The organism is Nocardioides sambongensis, assembly GCF_006494815.1.
Classification (GTDB): domain Bacteria; phylum Actinomycetota; class Actinomycetes; order Propionibacteriales; family Nocardioidaceae; genus Nocardioides; species Nocardioides sambongensis.
This window is the reverse complement of sequence record NZ_CP041091.1, coordinates 3,991,008-4,006,928: the sequence shown is the minus strand read 5'-3', so window position 1 is coordinate 4,006,928 and position 15,921 is coordinate 3,991,008. Positions and strand designations below refer to the sequence as shown.

Here is a 15,921-nt window from a genome sequence, read left to right as displayed (position 1 = left end):
CTCGGCGTCAGGGGACGGGGTCGGGCTGACCCGCCGCGGGAGCGCCCGGCGGTCGGCGTGGCAGCAGGCGGGTCAGGAAGATCGCGAGGGCGGCGAGGAAGGCGAGCACCGCGAGGCTGACCCGGAGTCCGGCCAGCCGGGCGTCGGAGTTCTCCTCGACGATGGCGTCGGCCTCCTCCGTGGGCACGTCGACCTCCGCGAGGGCGGACTCCAGCGCGTCGTCGGAGACGAACGGGATCCCGCCCGCCAGCTCCACCTCGGCGTTCTCCGCGACGGCGTCGGAGACGGCGGGGTTGCTGTCGATGCCCGCGAAGAAGCTGGCTGTCAGCGTCCCGATCAGGACCGATCCGGCGAGCGCGGTGCCGAGCGACGCGCCCAGGTTGGAGGCGGTGTTCTGCAGCCCGCCGACCTCCCCGCTGCGTTCGTCGGGCACCGCCGAGACGGTGACGGCGCCCAGCTGGGACGCCAGCGCCCCCACACCGAGACCGGCGAGCAGCAGCGGCACCGTGACCACCTCCGCCCCGGCTCCGGTCTCGAGGGCGCCGATCAGCGCGATGATCCCGGTCAGCAGGCTGGCCAGCCCCCAGCTCACCACCCGGCGAGGGGAGGCGGCCGGCCACACCCGCGGCACGCCGAGCGCTGCGATCAGCAGGGTGATGGAGAGCGGCAGCAGCCGGACACCGGTCTCCAGGGCGCTCAGTCCCAGCGCGACCGAGAGGAACAGCGGGATCGTGAAGAACAGTCCTGCCTGGAGCAGGAACTGGAAGAAGAACATCGTCAGGCCACCGGTCAGACGGCTGTTGCGCAGCAGGGCGAGGTCGACCAGCGGCTCGCCGCCGCGCCGTGCCACGTGCGCCTCCCAGGCGACGAAGCCGCGCAGCACGAGGAGCCCGCTCAGCAGCAGCCAGAGCGTCGGCGACAACCCGAGGATCTCGGCGCTGCCCGGCTTCGGACGCACCCACCCCCACGAGCCGGAGCGCAGCACGCCGTAGACGGCGAGCCCCAGCCCGGCCGCCGAGAGCACCACGCCGACCAGGTCGATCCGCGATCGCCGGCCGGGTCCGGCGTCGTGGATCCGTCGGGTCATGGCCAGGATCGCGATCACCACCACGACCTCGCCCGCGAAGACCAGCCGCCAGGTCCAGTACGTCGTCACCGCACCGCCGATCAACGGGCCGGCGGCGACCGCGACAGCGCCCGCAGACGCGACCAGCCCGTAGGCGCCCGGTCGCTGCGCAGCGGCGAAGTTGACCGCCACCAGGGAGACGATCGCCGGCATGATCAGGGCCGCACCGAGCCCCTCGAGGACCGACCACCCCACGATCAGCACCGCCAGGTTGGGCGCCAGCGCGGTGGTGAGCGAGCCCGCGGCGTAGATCACGCACCCGACCGCGAAGGCACGTCGGTGCCCGATCATCGTCCCGATCTTGCCGCCGGTGATCATCGTCGTCGCCATCACCAGGGTGTAGAAGGTGATCGCGGTCTGCACCCCGGTCACCGTGGTGCCGACGTCGCTGGCGACCTGTGCGATCGAGACGTTCATGACCGAGCTGTCGAGGGTCATCAGGAACTGTCCCGAGGCCAGGGTCAGGAGGACCGCGCCGGCGCCCACCGCGGTCGGCCCGGCGGCCGTTGCCTTCGCCATCGCTGCTCCTCCCGCGCCCCGGTGCGGCCGGGGCCCGAGTCGCATCATGACCGACCCGTGGGGTGCTCCGCGTCACCCTCGTTGGGGTGGTGCGGGACCACCCTCCGGCCAGCCAGGCTCGCGCCAGGACAGACGACCCGCCCACGATCGGGAGGTGCCAGTGAACGAGGCGTCCGCCGCGGGCGGCGGCCTACCCGGTCCGGACCGCGACCTGTGTGAGTACGTCGTCGTCTCGGCCCCGTCGCTGCACGAGCTCGACCCGGTCACGGCCGCGGTCGGCGACCTGGTCCGCGACGGCGCGATCCGGCTGCTGGACGTCGCCGTGCTGGTGCGCCCCGCGGGCGGCACCCAGGTGCAGACCCACGAGGCGGACGACGTCCCGGCGCTGGCCGGCCTCGCCAGGACCGCGGACGGCGTCGCTCGACTCAGCCAGCACGACCTCGACCTCGCCGCGGTGACGCTGGCTCCGGGCAGCGCGACGGTGATGCTCCTGGTGGAGGACCGGTGGGCGGGCTCGCTCTCGACCGCCGTCCGCGACCTGGGCGGCCGGCTCTCCGGTGGGGAGCGGATCGGACGCACCCGTCTGAGCGCTCAGCTCGACCGGCCGGCGGAGACGCGGGAGGACCGGCCCGACCTGCTCGCGCGGGGTCCCGCGGTCGACGCGGCGCCGGGCCGGCAGCCGGTCGACCCGACCCACCAGATCCGCACCCTCGCGGACCTGGTCGACCACGGCGTCCTGTCCTTGGAGCAGTACGAGGTTCAGCGACGACGGGTCCTGGACGGCTGACCGGGACCCCGCAGGCTGGTCAGCGCCCGCGCCACCTCGGCCGCCTCGGCCCGCGACCCGCACCCGAGCTTGCGGTAGATCACCTTGAGGTGGAACTTCAGCGTGTTGGGCGAGATGCACAGCTCGTCGGCCACCTCGCGGAGGGTGAGGCGGCTGGGAAGCATCCGGAGCACCTGGACCTCCCGCTCGGTGAGCGGGTCGACCAGCTCCGGGACCGGGCTGTGCCGCACGCCTTCGGCCGCCACGGCACGGCGTACCCGTGACAGCCAGCCGTCCGGCGCACGCCAGGTCAGCCGCTCCACCTGCTCCAGCACGGCCGGGCCCTCCGCAGCGACGGTCTGGACCAGTCCGTGCGCCGCGGCGATCCGCACCGCGTCGACCAGGTGCTGTTCCGCCTCCGCCGGGGCCTCGGTGGCTCGGGCGAGCATCAGTCCGGCCACCACCCGGTGCCGCTGGCAGCGGGCCTCCGCCCCCTTGAGGGCGTCGTAGGCGCGCCCCGGCTCCTCGGAGGCGAGCAGCACCCGGGCCGTGCTCACCACCGACCAGAACGGGTCCTTGACCCTGGCAGCCCAGACCTCGCCCTCCCCGATCTCGCCGTTGGCGACGGCGAGCACCGTCCCGGTGCGGGCCAACCAGGAGGTGGCCCCCGGTCCGCCGAGCTCGGTGTCGACGAGCTCGGCGGCGTGCCCGAACGCGTCGTCGGCCGCGGCCAGGCTCCCCTCGCAGATGCGGGCGTGGGTCAGCTCCAGCCAGGCGAGCAGCTGACAGTGCGCGGTCGGCTCGAGGCGGTCGACCACCAGCTCGTGCAGCAGGGGGAGTGCGGCCGCCGGCTCACCGATCTCCCGATGGGCGATCGCGCGGGCCGTCATCGTCTCGGCCCGCAGGATCACCAGCCGGGTGGCGTCCGACCCCTCCTTCACGCCCGCCGCGACCCGGAGGGCGTCGACCGGTCGCCCGGCGAGCGCCTCGCCGAGGGCGCGGGTGCCGGCCAGGGCGAGTCGCCGGTCGGGTGCGATCGCCACCGCGGAGATGACCTCCTTGGTCGCGGCCGAGGACTCGTCCCACACCTCGCGGAGCGCGATGTCGCGGCCGATCAGGTTCCATCCGAAGCGACCCAACGGATCGAGCCACCAGGTGTGGCCGACCTCCTGGAGCGCCGACCTGGCGTGGGAGGCGCCGTTGGACCAGTCGCCGCGCAGGATGGCGGCGATCGAGCGGAGCACGTCGATCCTGGCCTCCAGCAGCGGGGCGAGCCCGAGATCACCCTGGGTCCTGCGCGAGAGGTCGTCGACCAGTGCGGCGAAGCGATGACGGTCGACGAGCAGGTGGCACCAGGCGAACTCGATGGACGGCTCCGTCCCCCCGTCGGCGACGGCGTCGGGGATCGCTCCCAGGACACGCTCGATGACGCGCGCGTGCCCGTCGTCGTACAGCGTGGAGGCCTCGGCGGCCAGCAGCCGCAGCGCATCGCGCGGTCGGTCCGCCCGCAGCCAGTTGTCCAGTGCGAGCAGCGTCTGTCCGTGGGCCTCGTCCCACCCCGCTGCCAGGGAGTAGAGCTCGCGGAGACGATCCGGCGAGCGCTTCGCCAGGACGTCGACGAGCCGCTCCCGGACCAGGGCGTGGATCTCGAACTCGCCGGTCGCCTCGGTCCGGGAGATGAACAGGCCCTGCTCCTCGGCCTCCGCGAGCAGGTCGCCCGCATCCGCGCGGGAGGTGAGGATGCGGGCCAGGTCCGGGGCGACCCGCTTCACCACCGACGTGGCGAGCAGCACCTCGACCAGGTCCTCGCGCACCGCGCCGAGCACCTCGTGCCAGAGGTAGTCGTCCAGGTAGTGCAGGCCGTCCTCGGGCGCCGGCAGCTCCTCCGGCGCGCGCGCCCGCGCCGACCGGGCGGCGAGCGCGGCGAACTGGATGCTGGCCGCCCACCCTCCGGCCTCGGTCGCGATCGCCGCCGCCGCATCCGGCTCGATCGCGGGGGCCAGCGCGGCGAGCATCGCCGAGGCCTCGTCGAAGGAGAACCGCAGCTCGGGGAAGTGGACCTCGCCCACCTGGCCGCGGGCCCGCAGCCGCTCCACGGGCAGCGGCGGGCGCCGGCGACTGATCAGCACCACGTGCAGCCACCGCGGCAGGTGCTGCAGGAAGAGGGCGAGGGAGGCTGCCGTCTCCTCCACCTCGTCGACGAGGTGCAGGTCGTCGACGATCAGCACCCGCGGGGAGAGGGCGCGGCGCTCGAGCTCGTCGAGCAGCTCGCCGACGCCGCCGAGCAGACCGCCGGGCCGCCGGAACAGGTCGACCGCTGTATCGGCGCAGCCCCGGGCGAGCTGCTCCAGCGCGGCAGCCATCGCACACCACAGCTGCACCGGGTCACGGTCGGCCTCGTCCAGCGCGAGCCAGGCGGTCGGCAGTGCGGTCCGGGAGGTCCAGGTGGCCAGCAGCACGGTCTTCCCCGACCCCGGCGGTGCGACCACCAGGGTGAGCGGCGCCGCCACGGCCTCGTCGAGCAACGCGTCCAGGCGTGGCCGCGGGACCAGGTGGATCGGGGAGACGGCGGGGCGGAGCTTGGAGGCGAACACCTGCGTGGCGCGGCTCGACGCGGCTGCCGGCCGCAGCGGTGATGACGGCAACCGGCCGGTCGGAGTCGTCTCGTCCGCTCCCAACGGCCCTCACCCCGTAGCTCGAGCGCACCGCATCCGATGCGAATGCCCACCATGGCACGTACGTCTGCCGGTGGGAAGCGGTCCGCGGGCGACCTCGTCAGCCCCGCATACGGGCGGAACAACGAGAACTGCCCCTGGTCCGCGTCACGCGGACCAGGGGCAGTTCCATGCCGTGGCAGGTAGTGGATTCGAACCACTGTAGGCAATGCCGGCTGATTTACAGTCAGCTCCCTTTGGCCGCTCGGGCAACCTGCCGGGCTGTCATCGACCACCGTTCGGGGGACCCGGGTTGGCCGGTCGGCGACGACGCGAAACAATAGCGCAGCAGCACGCTGGGATCGAAAACAGCGCAGACCAAGCCCCGACACAGCGCAGGTGAAACCATGGCCGACTCCTCCTTCGACATCGTCAGCAAGATCGACCGCCAGGAGGTCGACAACGCGCTCGGCCAGACGGCTCGGGAGGTCGCGACCCGGTTCGACTTCAAGGGCACCGGCGCCACCATCGAGTGGAAGGGCGACGACGCGATCGAGATCACCGCGTCCGCCGACGACCGCGCCAGCGCGGTGCTGAGCGTCTTCCAGGACAAGCTGATCAAGCGTCAGCAGTCCCTGAAGATCCTGGACGCGGGTGAGCCCCGCCAGTCCGGCCAGCAGTCCAAGATCGGGATCACCCTCAAGGAGGGGATCACCTCCGAGGACGCGAAGAAGATCTCCAAGCTGATCCGCGACGAGGGCCCCAAGGGTGTGAAGGCGCAGGTCCAGGGCGACGAGCTCCGGGTCTCCTCGAAGAAGCGGGACGACCTGCAGACGGTGATCGCCCTGGTCAAGGCGCAGGACTACGACTTCGCCGTCCAGTTCACCAACTACCGCTGACCCACCGCCGGTGAACGCCCGGGGCCGCACCGCGCTCCTCGCTGTCGTCCTGGGTGCCGGTGTCGGCGCGATCTCCGCGGTCTACCTCCTGGCCGTGCACGGTCTGGAGCACCTGCTCTGGGAGGACGGCGACCCGCGGCTTCCGCTGCCGAGCGCCCTCGCCACCGTCCTCACCTGCGCCGCGGGCGGCGTGCTGGTCGGCCTGATCCGTCGTCGCCACGAGCGGGGCACGCCGAGAGACCTCGACGACGCGCTCGCCGACCTCGAGACCGCCATGGAGGAGGGCGATGCGACCCCGCCGCCGACCGCCGTCTGGCTGATCCGCTCCGCGATCCTCGGCGTGGTCTCGCTCGGCTTCGGCGCCTCGCTGGGGCCCGAGGCTCCGCTGGTGGCGATCGCGGTCGGCTTCGGCGCCCGGATCGCCACCATCCTGCGCCTCTCCCGCGCCGAGGCTACCTACATCAGCGCCGCCGGCGCGCTCTCCGGACTCTTCGGCGGGCCGCTCGGCCCCGCCCTGATGCCGCTGGAGGGCGGCCGGAGCACGCCGCGCGCCGAAGTGCTCGCCGTCGGCACCCTCTCCGGCCTGGCCGGACTGGTCACCCTGCTGGCGCTGCTCCCCGACGAGGGAGGACCGCACCTGGACGTGCCGACCTCGACGGACGTCGCCGGCGACGTCTCCGCCGATCTGCTCTGGGCGGTGCTCGCGGCGCTCCCGGCGACGCTGATCGGCCTCGCCGCCCTCGGTCTGCTCCCGCACGCCCGTGGGCTCGCGGAGCGGGCGCTGCCGTCCACCGTGCTGCAGGCCACCGCCGGCGGCCTCGTCCTCGGGCTCTGCGGCGCGGTGTCGCCGCTGGCGCTCTTCTCCGGCAGCCACGGCAGCGAGGACCTGATCGCCGACGTGGCGCAGTACTCCGCCTGGGCCCTGCTCGGTCTGGCCGGGCTGAAGCTCCTGGCCACCGTTGCCTGCATGTCGACCGGGTGGTTCGGCGGGCAGATCTTCCCGGCGGTGTTCATGGGCCTGGCGGTGGGCCTGGCCGTCGCCGCCGCGTTCCCCGGCGCCCCGATGGCTCCGGCGGCCGCCGCCGGCACCGCGGCCGCCGGCACCGCGGTGCTCCGGCGTCCGCTGGCCGTGGTGCTGATCCTGCTCTTCTACTTCCCGGCGGACCACCTGCTGGCCATGCTGGTCGGCGGCGGCGTGGCCACCCTGCTGGTCACCCTCCTCGGTGAACGGGCCCCGAAGCCGCACGGCCTCGCGAGTCACTGAGCGCGCTCACCCGCCGACAGGGTCAGACGGCGACCATCGACGGCACCGTGGAGGCGCCGACCGCCGGGGTCAGCCACACCCGGGTCCCGAGCTCGAGATCCAGGGCGTGGGCGTGGCTGCGGGTGATCGTGACCGCGACCGCGGCGGCCCCGTCCTCGGTCTCCGGCTCGACCAGCAGCCGCACCTCGAAGCCGACGCGCTGCATCCGGGTCACCCGTCCCGGGTGCGCCCCGGCACGGCCGGGCGCGACCGCGACCTCGATGTCGTGCGGACGCAGCTGCACGCTGCCGAGGCGGGTGACCTCGCCGAGGAAGCCCATCACGAAGTCGTTGGCGGGCTGGTCGTAGAGCTCGTCGGGGCTGCCGACCTGCTCGACCCGTCCACCGTTGATCACCACGATCTCGTCGGCGACCTCCATCGCCTCCTCCTGGTCGTGGGTGACGAACACCGTGGTCACGTGCACCTCGTCGTGCAGTCGGCGCAGCCAGTCCCGCAGCTCCTTGCGGACCTTGGCGTCCAGGGCACCGAACGGCTCGTCGAGCAGCAGCACGCTGGGCTCGACCGCGAGTGCCCGCGCCAGCGCCATCCGCTGCCGCTGACCACCCGACAGCTGCGCCGGCATCCGGTCGGCGAACTGGGAGAGGTGGACCAGCTCGAGCAGCTCGCCGACCCGTCGCCTCACCTCGGCCTTGGGTCGCTTGCGGATCTCCAGGCCGAACGCGACGTTCTTCGCCACCGACATGTGCTTGAACGCGGCGTAGTGCTGGAAGACGAAGCCCACGTTGCGCTTCTGCGGGGGCAGCCGGGTGGCGTCGACCCCCTCGATCGAGACGGTGCCGGAGTCGGCGGTGTCCAGGCCGGCGATGATCCGCAGCAGGGTGGACTTCCCTCCTCCCGACGGGCCCAGCAGGGCGGTGAGCTGCCCCGTCGGCAGCGCCACGCTGACGTCGTCGAGGGCGTAGAAGTCGCCGTAGGTGCGGGTGACGTTGCGGACGTCGATGGACATGTCAGTGGCTCTCTTTCGGCCGGAGGATGGAGACGAGGACGATGCAGACCACGCTGACGAAGGCCAGCACGAACGAGATCGCGTACGCCGACGACTGCTCGAAGCTCTGGTACTGGGTCTCGACCAGCAGGGTCGCTGTCTGCGTCTGGTCGACGACGTTGCCGGAGACGATCTTGACCGCCCCGAACTCGCCGAGGGAGCGGGCCAGGCTGAGCACCACGCCGTACACGACCGCCCACTTGATCGCCGGCAGGGTGATCCGCCAGAAGGTCTGCCGACCGTTGGCGCCCAGGCTGCGCGCCGCCTGCTCCTGATCGTCGCCGATCTCGGTGAGCACCGGCACCACCTCACGGATCACCAGTGGCAGGGCCACGAAGCAGGTCGCCATCACCATCCCGGGGCCGGAGAAGATGATCTGCAGACCCCAGTCCTCCAGGGTGGGGCCGAACCAGCCGGTGCGGCCGTTGTAGACCAGCAGCAGGGCGAGACCGACGACGACCGGCGAGACCGACATCGGCAGGTCGATCAGCGCGGAGAGGAGCCGCTTGCCGGGGAACTCGTAGCGCACCAGGAGGAGCGAGATGGTGACACCGAAGACCAGGTTGATCAGCACCGCCTGCACCGCGACCTGCGCGGTCAGCGAGAGCGCGCCCAGCACGTGCGGGTCGGTGAACATCGCGAAGAACGCGCCGACGCCGTCGGCGAACGCCTCGCGCACCACGGTGCTGACCGGGATCACCACCAGCATCGCCACGTAGCCGACGGCGACGAGCCGGAGCAGCCAGGTGACCGGTCGGGAGAGCTCAACCACGACGGCTCACCCGCCTCTGGATCACGTCGAGCACGACGATCACGAGCAAGGCCACGGCGAGCATCAGGCTGGCCACCGCGGCCGCGGACGCCGTACTGCCGTTCTCGATGTGGGAGAGCACCCGCACCGAGACCACCTCGGTCTCGAACGGACGGTTGCCGCTGAGCAGCACCAGCGAGCCGTACTCGGAGATCGCGCGCGCGAAGGAGAGGGCCGCCCCCGCCGCGATCGCCGGCACCAGGGCGGGCAGCACGATCCGACGCAGGATGGTGCCCCGGCCGGCCCCCAGCGAGGCGGCCGCCTCCTCGACGTCGTGCTCGAGCTCGCCGAGCACCGGCTGCACCGCCCGTACGACGAACGGCAGGGTGACGAACGCCAGGGCCAGCGTGACCGCGTGCTCGGTGTAGGCCCAGTCGATCCCGATCGGGCTGTTCGGTCCGTAGAGGCCCAGCAGCACCAGACCGGCGACGATGGTCGGCAGCGCGAACGGGATGTCGATCACCACGTCGAGCACCGCCCGTCCCCAGAACCGGTCACGGACCAGCACCCAGGCGATCAGGGTGCCCATCACCACGTTGACCAGCGTGACCAGCAGCGACTGGCCGACGGTGAGCCGGACCGCCGCGAGGGTCTGCGGGTTGGTGATGGTCTCCCAGTAGCCGGCCCAGCCCCGCTCACCGGCGCTCACCACGATCGCGGTGAGCGGGATCAGGACGAGCAGGCTGAACCAGATGACCGCGATGCCGAGCCCGAGGCCGGAGCCGGCGGTCAGGGTGGTCCCCGACCGGGTACGGTGCCGCGGAGCCGGTCGGGTCGGTGCCTCGAGGGTGGACGCCGAGCTCATTCGGCCGTGGCCCCGGACTTCTCGATCAGCTCGGGGATGACACCCACCGGACCGCCGTCCTCGCCGTCGGCGAAGAACTTGTCGGCCGCCTCGGACCAGCCGCCGAAGTCGTCGTCGATGGTGGAGAGCGTGGCCGGCGCCGGGAACGGGTCCGCCGGGTCGTTGGCGCCGTCCACCTCGGGCAGCTCGACCTCCCCGGAGCCCTCCACCGGCCGGAAGCCGAAGCTGGCGTAGAGCTCCTGCGCCTGCGCGCTCTGCACGAACCGGAGGAACTCCTCGGCGCCGTCCTTCGCGTCGGTGGTGACGGCGGCGGGGTTCTCGATGAGCAGGGTGTCCTCCGGTACGACGTAGTCGATCGCCTCACCGTTCTGCTTGGCCAGGATGGCCTCGTTCTCGTAGGAGAGCAGCACGTCCTGGTCGCCCTCGACGAAGGCCGAGGTGGCCTCGCGGCCCGAGGCGGGCAGCACCGGGGTGTTCTTCAGGATCTTGGAGACGAAGGCCTTCGCCTGGTCCTCGGTCCCGCCGGCGCCGACCACGTGCGCCCAGGCGGCCAGGATGTTCCACCGCGCGGCGCCGGAGGAGCCGGGGTTGGGGGTCACGATCTCCACCCCGGGCTCGGCCAGGTCGTCCCAGCTGTCGATGCCGAGCGGGTTGCCTTCGCGCACCACGAGCACGACCACCGACGACGTGGCGATGCCCGAGGTCGGGGTCTCCCGCCAGTCGGCGTCGACCAGCCCCTCGTCGACCAGTCGGGTCACGTCGGTCTCCAGCGAGAAGTGGACGATGTCGGCGTCCGCCCCGGCCACGACGGCACGGCTCTGATCGCCGGACGCGCCGTAGGACGGCGCGAAGTCGATGCCGTCGCCGGCCTCGGTCTCTCCGAACGCCGCGTAGACACCCTTGTTCGCCGACTCCATCACCGAGAACGCCACCACCGAGAGCGTGTCCTCGGAGTCGGCCCCGCCCGCCGACGTGCACCCGGTGAGCGCGAGCGCCCCCACCAGCCCGGCGGCCACTGTCCTGATCGTCCGCTTCATGTCCCGTGCTCCTGTGCCTCGCGGGCCGTCTCGGGAACGGCCCTCCAGTTCAATATCGAGTAGATTACTAGTCTTTACCGACATTGTCCGCAACTCGAGACCGCGGCGCGGCGGCGGAGCGCACGAGCTCCCCCGGCCGAGCCGGCGGGACGAACGTCACGCCGCCGCTCCCTCTCACCCACCGGCGGGGAAGCGGCGGGGCAACCACGGCCGTCTATCGTGGAAAGAGCGCTCCCGAACGTGGACCAGACACCTGTCCAGAAATGGGCGAAGGGTGCTCCCGGAAAAGTGAAACACGTTCTACGATGGGCGCCGGTGACGCTGCGACACCCCTGGAAACTCTGCAGCTTGCACGACGAGGAAGTGGATGGACGTGAGCCAGACCAAGCAGGTCAAGCAGCTGGACCGGGTGATCATCCGGTTCGCTGGTGACTCCGGCGACGGCATGCAGCTGACGGGTGACCGGTTCACCCAGGAGTCGGCGGTGTTCGGCAACGACCTGGTGACCCTGCCGAACTTCCCGGCCGAGATCCGCGCCCCCCAGGGCACGATCCCGGGCGTCTCGTCGTTCCAGATCCACTTCGCCGATCACGACATCCTGACCGCGGGCGACCGTCCCGACGTACTGGTCGCGATGAACCCGGCCGCGCTGAAGGCCAACCTGGGCGACCTGCCCAAGGGCGCCACGGTGATCGTGGACACCCACGACTTCACCAAGCGCAACCTCGACAAGGCCGGGTACGACGTCAACCCGCTCGACCTGCTCGGTGACAGCAACGACATGCTCGGCGCGTTCAACGTCCAGCCGGTCGACCTGACCGGGATGACGGTGGCGGCCGTCAAGGAGTTCGGCCTGTCCCGCAAGGACGCCGCCCGGGCGAAGAACATGTTCGCCCTCGGCCTGCTCTCCTGGATGTACGGGCGACCCACCGAGCCGACCGTCGCGTTCGTGGAGAAGAAATTCTCCAAGGCACCCGACATCCGCGACGCCAACATCGCCGCCTTCAAGGCGGGCTGGAACTTCGGTGAGACCACCGAGACGTTCGTCGTCCAGTACGAGATCAAGCCCGCTGCCATGCCGCCGGGCACCTACCGCAACATCACCGGCAACCTGGCGCTCTCCTACGGACTGGTCGCCGCCGGCGTGCGCTCCGAGCTGCCGGTCTTCCTGGGCTCCTACCCGATCACGCCCGCCTCGGACATCCTCCACGAGCTGAGCAAGCACAAGGGCTTCGGCGTGACCACGCTGCAGGCCGAGGACGAGATCGCCGGCGTCGGCGCCGCCATTGGTGCCTCCTTCGCCGGACAGCTCGGGATCACCACCACCTCGGGACCCGGTATCGCGCTGAAGTCCGAGGCGATCGGCCTGGCGGTGATGACCGAGCTGCCGCTGGTCGTGATCAACGTGCAGCGCGGTGGTCCCTCGACCGGTCTGCCGACCAAGACCGAGCAGGCCGACCTGCTGCAGGCGATGTACGGCCGCAACGGCGAGGCGCCGGTCCCGATCGTGGCGCCGCAGTCCCCGGGCGACTGCTTCGCCGCGGCCGTGGAGGCCGCTCGGATCGCGATCACCTACCGGACCCCGGTCTTCCTGCTCTCCGACGGCTACCTGGCCAACGGGTCCGAGCCCTGGCAGATCCCCGCGGTCGAGGACCTGCCCACGATCGATCCCGGGTTCGCCACCGAGCCCAACCACGTCTCCACGAAGTCAGCCGACGGCGAGCCCGACGAGTTCTGGCCCTACCTGCGCGACGAGGAGACCCTGGCCCGGCCCTGGGCCATCCCCGGCACGGCCGGCCTCGAGCACCGCATCGGCGGCCTGGAGAAGGGCGAGGGCCACGGCAACATCTCCTACGACCCCGCCAACCACGACCTGATGGTCCGCACCCGCCAGGCCAAGGTCGACGCGATCGCCAAGTCCCTGCCACCGCTCGAGGTCGACGACCCCTCCGGCGCCGCGAAGGTCCTGGTCATCGGCTGGGGCTCCACCTACGGCCCGATCGGCGCCGCCTGCCGCCGGGTACGACGCGCCGGCTACCAGGTCGCGCAGGTCCACCTGCGCCACCTCAACCCGTTCCCGCAGGACCTCGGCGACATCCTGCGCCGCTACGACAAGGTCCTGGTCCCCGAGATGAACCTCGGCCAGCTCTCCAAGATGCTGCGCGCCGAGTACCTGGTCGACGCGATCGGCTACAACCACGTCTACGGCCTGCCGCTCAAGGCCGCCGAGCTCGCCGAGGCCGTCGGCCAGCTGATCGGCGAGGCCGAGGCGATCGACGTCGATCTCGGCGAACACGGCATCAACCCGCCCGCCGATCACGAGGAGGCTCCCGTCCGATGACCAGCACCGAGCTGCCCCTGCCTGTCCTCCGCACGGGGACCGAGTCGGTCCCGACCCTGGCCGAGGGCGAGTCCCAGACCGCCAAGGACTTCTCCTCCGACCAAGAGGTCCGCTGGTGCCCCGGCTGCGGCGACTACGCCGTCCTCAAAGCCGTCCAGTCCTTCCTCCCCGACCTCGGACTCCGCCGCGAGAACATGGTCTTCGTCTCCGGCATCGGCTGCTCATCGAGGTTCCCCTACTACCTCGACACCTACGGCATGCACTCCATCCACGGACGCGCACCCTCCATCGCCACCGGCATCGCCACCGCCCGCGAAGACCTCTCCGTCTGGGTCGTCACCGGCGACGGCGACGCCCTCTCCATCGGCGGCAACCACCTCATCCACGCCCTACGCCGCAACGTCAACATGACGATCCTGCTGTTCAACAACCGCATCTACGGACTCACCAAGGGCCAGTACTCCCCCACCTCCGAAGTCGGCAAGGTCACCAAGTCCACCCCCGTGGGCTCCCTCGACCACCCCTTCAACCCCGTCTCCCTCGCCCTCGGAGCCGAAGCCACCTTCGTCGCCCGCACCATCGACTCCGACCGCAAACACCTCACCGCGGTCCTCGCCGCAGCCGCCGCCCACCGCGGCACCTCCCTGGTCGAGATCTACCAGAACTGCCCCATCTTCAACGACGGCGCCTTCGACGCCATCAAGGACCGCGACACCAAGGAACACGCCATCATCGGCCTGGTCCACGACCAACCCATCACCTTCGGCACCCGCGACGAAGAGACCGGCCTCGGCGACAAAGCCCTCATCCGCACCGGCAGCGGCGTCGAGGTCGCCGACACCGCCACCGTGCCCCACGACCAGATCCTCATCCACGACGCCACCAACCCCGACCCCTCCACCGCCTTCGCGATCAGCCGCCTCACCGACGCCGGCTACCTCAACCGCTCCCCCATCGGCATCTTCCGCCAAGTCACCCGCCCCACCTACGACGACCAGGCCCGCACCCAGGTCACCACCGCCACTGACGCGGCCGACGGCACGCCGACCGAGCGCCTGACCGCGCTGATCAACGCCGGCGACACCTGGACCATCGGCTGAGCGCACGCGGCCGGCGCCCGCAGAACGACGAAAGCCCCCTCCATGCGGAGGGGGCTTTCGTCGGTGCGGACGAAGGTCAGCGGCGCACGATCGAGCCGACGTACTTCGTGGTGGTGCGGCGGAACTTGGTGCCCGGCACCAGGACCCGCAGGTGGGTGCCGACCGGGGCGCTGAAGACGATCTTGAAGGCGCCCTGGCGGTTGACCTTCTTCGCCTTGAAGGTGCGGTAGTTGCCCTTCTTGCTGCCCGCCTTCTGCAGCTTGACCTTGCCCTTGAAGGTGGTCACCTTGCCGGCGACGTAGAAGACGTTGCGGCGCTTGGTGTTGCCCGCCTCGAGGCGCTTGAAGACGTGCGCGGGCTTGGCGGCGCGCTCCGAGGTGGAGCGCTCGGCGGCGGTGGTGCTCGACGGCGCGGCCGCCAGCGAACGGTCGGCGTTGGCGGCCGGCGCGGCCGTCAGCGCAACCAGGGTCATCGCGATGGCGGCCAGGAGGCCGGTGAGGATGCGCAGGTGACGCATGTGGTTCATCTCCCTCTCGAGATAGGGGTTGTTGTCTCCGGTGTTGCACCCTCTACCCCATCACGGGGTCCCCAAACCCCGGTGAGCGCGTCCCATTTACCCGACTAGGCTCGACCCGTGTCGGAGAATCGCCGTGGACTGCTGCTCGGGATCGCAGCGTACGGCCTGTGGGGAGCGTTCCCGCTCTACTGGCCGCTGCTGGAGCCCGGCGGGCCGGTCGAGATCCTGGCGCACCGGGTGGTGTGGTCCCTGGTCACGATGACACTGCTGGTCCTGCTGCTGCGCCGCGGCCAGCAGTTCCAGGCGATCCTGCGCGACCGACGTACCAGCCTGCTGCTGGTGGTCGCGGCGGCGACGATCACGCTGAACTGGGGCACCTACATCTTCGGGGTGAACACCGGCCGGGTCGTGGAGACCTCGCTGGGCTACTTCATCAACCCGCTGGTCACCGTGCTGATGGGCGTGCTGATCCTGCAGGAACGGCTCCGACGGTTGCAGTGGGTCGCGCTCGGGATCGGCTTCCTCGCGGTGGTCGTGCTCACCCTGGACTACGGCCGCCTGCCCTACGTGGCCCTGGTGCTCGCCTTCTCCTTCGGCACCTACGGCCTGGCGAAGAAGACCGCCGACGTCGGCGCCGTGGAGAGCCTCGCCTTCGAGACCACCGTCGCCGCCCCGGTGGCGCTGGGCTACCTGGTCTGGCTGGGGGCGGCCGGGCAGGCGCACTTCGCCGGGGAGGGCTGGACCCACGTGCTCCTGCTGGCCAGCAGCGGTCTGGTCACCGCGGTGCCGCTGCTCTGCTTCGGTGCCGCCGCCACCCGGATCCCGATGACCTCGCTCGGGCTGCTCCAGTACCTGACCCCGAGCATCCAGTTCGTCCTCGGCATCACCCTGCTCGGCGAGCAGATGCCCGCGGAGCGCTGGTTCGGCTTCGGGCTGGTCTGGCTCGCGCTGGCGGTCTTCACCGCGGAGGCGTTCGCGCACCGCCGGCGTCAGCTGGCGCTGGTCGCCGAGTCGACGGCGATGTGAGACACCCGGCG

Annotated in this window: 13 protein-coding genes and 1 tRNA gene; 6 read left to right on the top strand and 8 right to left on the bottom strand. The window is 71.4% G+C overall.

All coding sequences use genetic code 11. The annotated features are described in order from the left end of the window. Positions 1-7: 7 nt before the first annotated feature. On the bottom strand, positions 8-1,645 hold the full coding sequence (locus FIV43_RS18635) for an MFS transporter (protein WP_141015337.1): 1,638 nt from the start codon (positions 1,643-1,645) through the stop codon (positions 8-10). A 154-nt stretch (positions 1,646-1,799) separates the two neighbouring features. Here FIV43_RS18635 and FIV43_RS18630 point away from each other — a divergent pair, with 154 nt between their 5' ends. Then, positions 1,800-2,432 (top strand): hypothetical protein, encoded by a 633-nt coding sequence (locus tag FIV43_RS18630; RefSeq protein WP_141015336.1) that lies wholly within the window; start codon positions 1,800-1,802, stop codon positions 2,430-2,432. Here FIV43_RS18630 and FIV43_RS18625 read toward each other — a convergent pair. After that, positions 2,405-5,005, bottom strand: coding sequence for a LuxR C-terminal-related transcriptional regulator (locus FIV43_RS18625; protein ID WP_141015335.1), 2,601 nt, complete (start codon positions 5,003-5,005; stop codon positions 2,405-2,407). The genes FIV43_RS18630 and FIV43_RS18625 overlap by 28 nt on opposite strands. A 257-nt stretch (positions 5,006-5,262) precedes the next feature. Beyond that, positions 5,263-5,344, bottom strand: a tRNA-Tyr gene (locus tag FIV43_RS18620). 128 nt (positions 5,345-5,472) lie between these two features. Between FIV43_RS18620 and FIV43_RS18615 the strand changes: the two genes are divergently transcribed. Together FIV43_RS18615 and FIV43_RS18610 are read left to right on the top strand one after the other, a co-directional pair. Beyond that, the gene (locus FIV43_RS18615) at positions 5,473-5,964 is read left to right on the top strand and encodes a YajQ family cyclic di-GMP-binding protein (RefSeq protein WP_141015334.1); all 492 of its coding nucleotides are present in this window, start codon (positions 5,473-5,475) and stop codon (positions 5,962-5,964) included. A 10-nt stretch (positions 5,965-5,974) separates the two neighbouring features. Beyond that, a complete protein-coding gene (locus tag FIV43_RS18610) occupies positions 5,975-7,228 on the top strand; it encodes a chloride channel protein (RefSeq protein ID WP_141015333.1) in 1,254 nt (417 codons plus the stop codon). A 22-nt stretch (positions 7,229-7,250) separates the two neighbouring features. Here the strand turns inward: FIV43_RS18610 and FIV43_RS18605 are convergent, their stop codons facing one another. From FIV43_RS18605 to FIV43_RS18590, 4 genes are read right to left on the bottom strand one after another with little or no spacing between them, the layout of a single operon-like run. Continuing rightward, on the bottom strand, positions 7,251-8,234 hold the full coding sequence (locus FIV43_RS18605) for a sulfate/molybdate ABC transporter ATP-binding protein (RefSeq protein ID WP_141015332.1): 984 nt from the start codon (positions 8,232-8,234) through the stop codon (positions 7,251-7,253). Between the two features lies 1 nt (position 8,235). Beyond that, positions 8,236-9,045: a sulfate ABC transporter permease gene (locus tag FIV43_RS18600; RefSeq protein ID WP_141015331.1), complete on the bottom strand. Its 810-nt coding sequence runs from the start codon at positions 9,043-9,045 to the stop codon at positions 8,236-8,238. Further along, a complete protein-coding gene (gene cysT, locus FIV43_RS18595; protein ID WP_141015330.1) occupies positions 9,038-9,889 on the bottom strand; it encodes a sulfate ABC transporter permease subunit CysT in 852 nt (283 codons plus the stop codon). Before cysT ends, FIV43_RS18600 begins: the two co-directional genes overlap by 8 nt. After that, entirely contained in the window at positions 9,886-10,926 is a 1,041-nt protein-coding gene (locus tag FIV43_RS18590; protein WP_141015329.1) for a sulfate ABC transporter substrate-binding protein, read from the bottom strand. Before FIV43_RS18590 ends, cysT begins: the two co-directional genes overlap by 4 nt. Before the next feature lie 367 nt (positions 10,927-11,293). On the opposite strand from FIV43_RS18590, the gene FIV43_RS18585 reads away from it, so the two are divergent. Both FIV43_RS18585 and FIV43_RS18580 read left to right on the top strand, forming a co-directional pair. Beyond that, positions 11,294-13,267 carry a 2-oxoacid:acceptor oxidoreductase subunit alpha gene (locus tag FIV43_RS18585; protein WP_141015328.1) on the top strand — a complete coding sequence of 658 codons (1,974 nt, stop codon included), beginning with the start codon at positions 11,294-11,296 and terminating at the stop codon, positions 13,265-13,267. After that, a complete protein-coding gene (locus tag FIV43_RS18580; RefSeq protein ID WP_141015327.1) occupies positions 13,264-14,367 on the top strand; it encodes a 2-oxoacid:ferredoxin oxidoreductase subunit beta in 1,104 nt (367 codons plus the stop codon). Before FIV43_RS18585 ends, FIV43_RS18580 begins: the two co-directional genes overlap by 4 nt. 76 nt (positions 14,368-14,443) lie before the next feature. Here FIV43_RS18580 and FIV43_RS18575 read toward each other — a convergent pair whose 3' ends face one another. Further along, entirely contained in the window at positions 14,444-14,884 is a 441-nt protein-coding gene (locus FIV43_RS18575) for a hypothetical protein (RefSeq protein ID WP_141015326.1), read from the bottom strand. Between the two features lie 117 nt (positions 14,885-15,001). Here FIV43_RS18575 and rarD point away from each other — a divergent pair, with 117 nt between their 5' ends. Beyond that, on the top strand, positions 15,002-15,910 hold the full coding sequence (gene rarD / locus FIV43_RS18570) for an EamA family transporter RarD (RefSeq protein WP_196780880.1): 909 nt from the start codon (positions 15,002-15,004) through the stop codon (positions 15,908-15,910). Positions 15,911-15,921 lie beyond the last annotated feature (11 nt).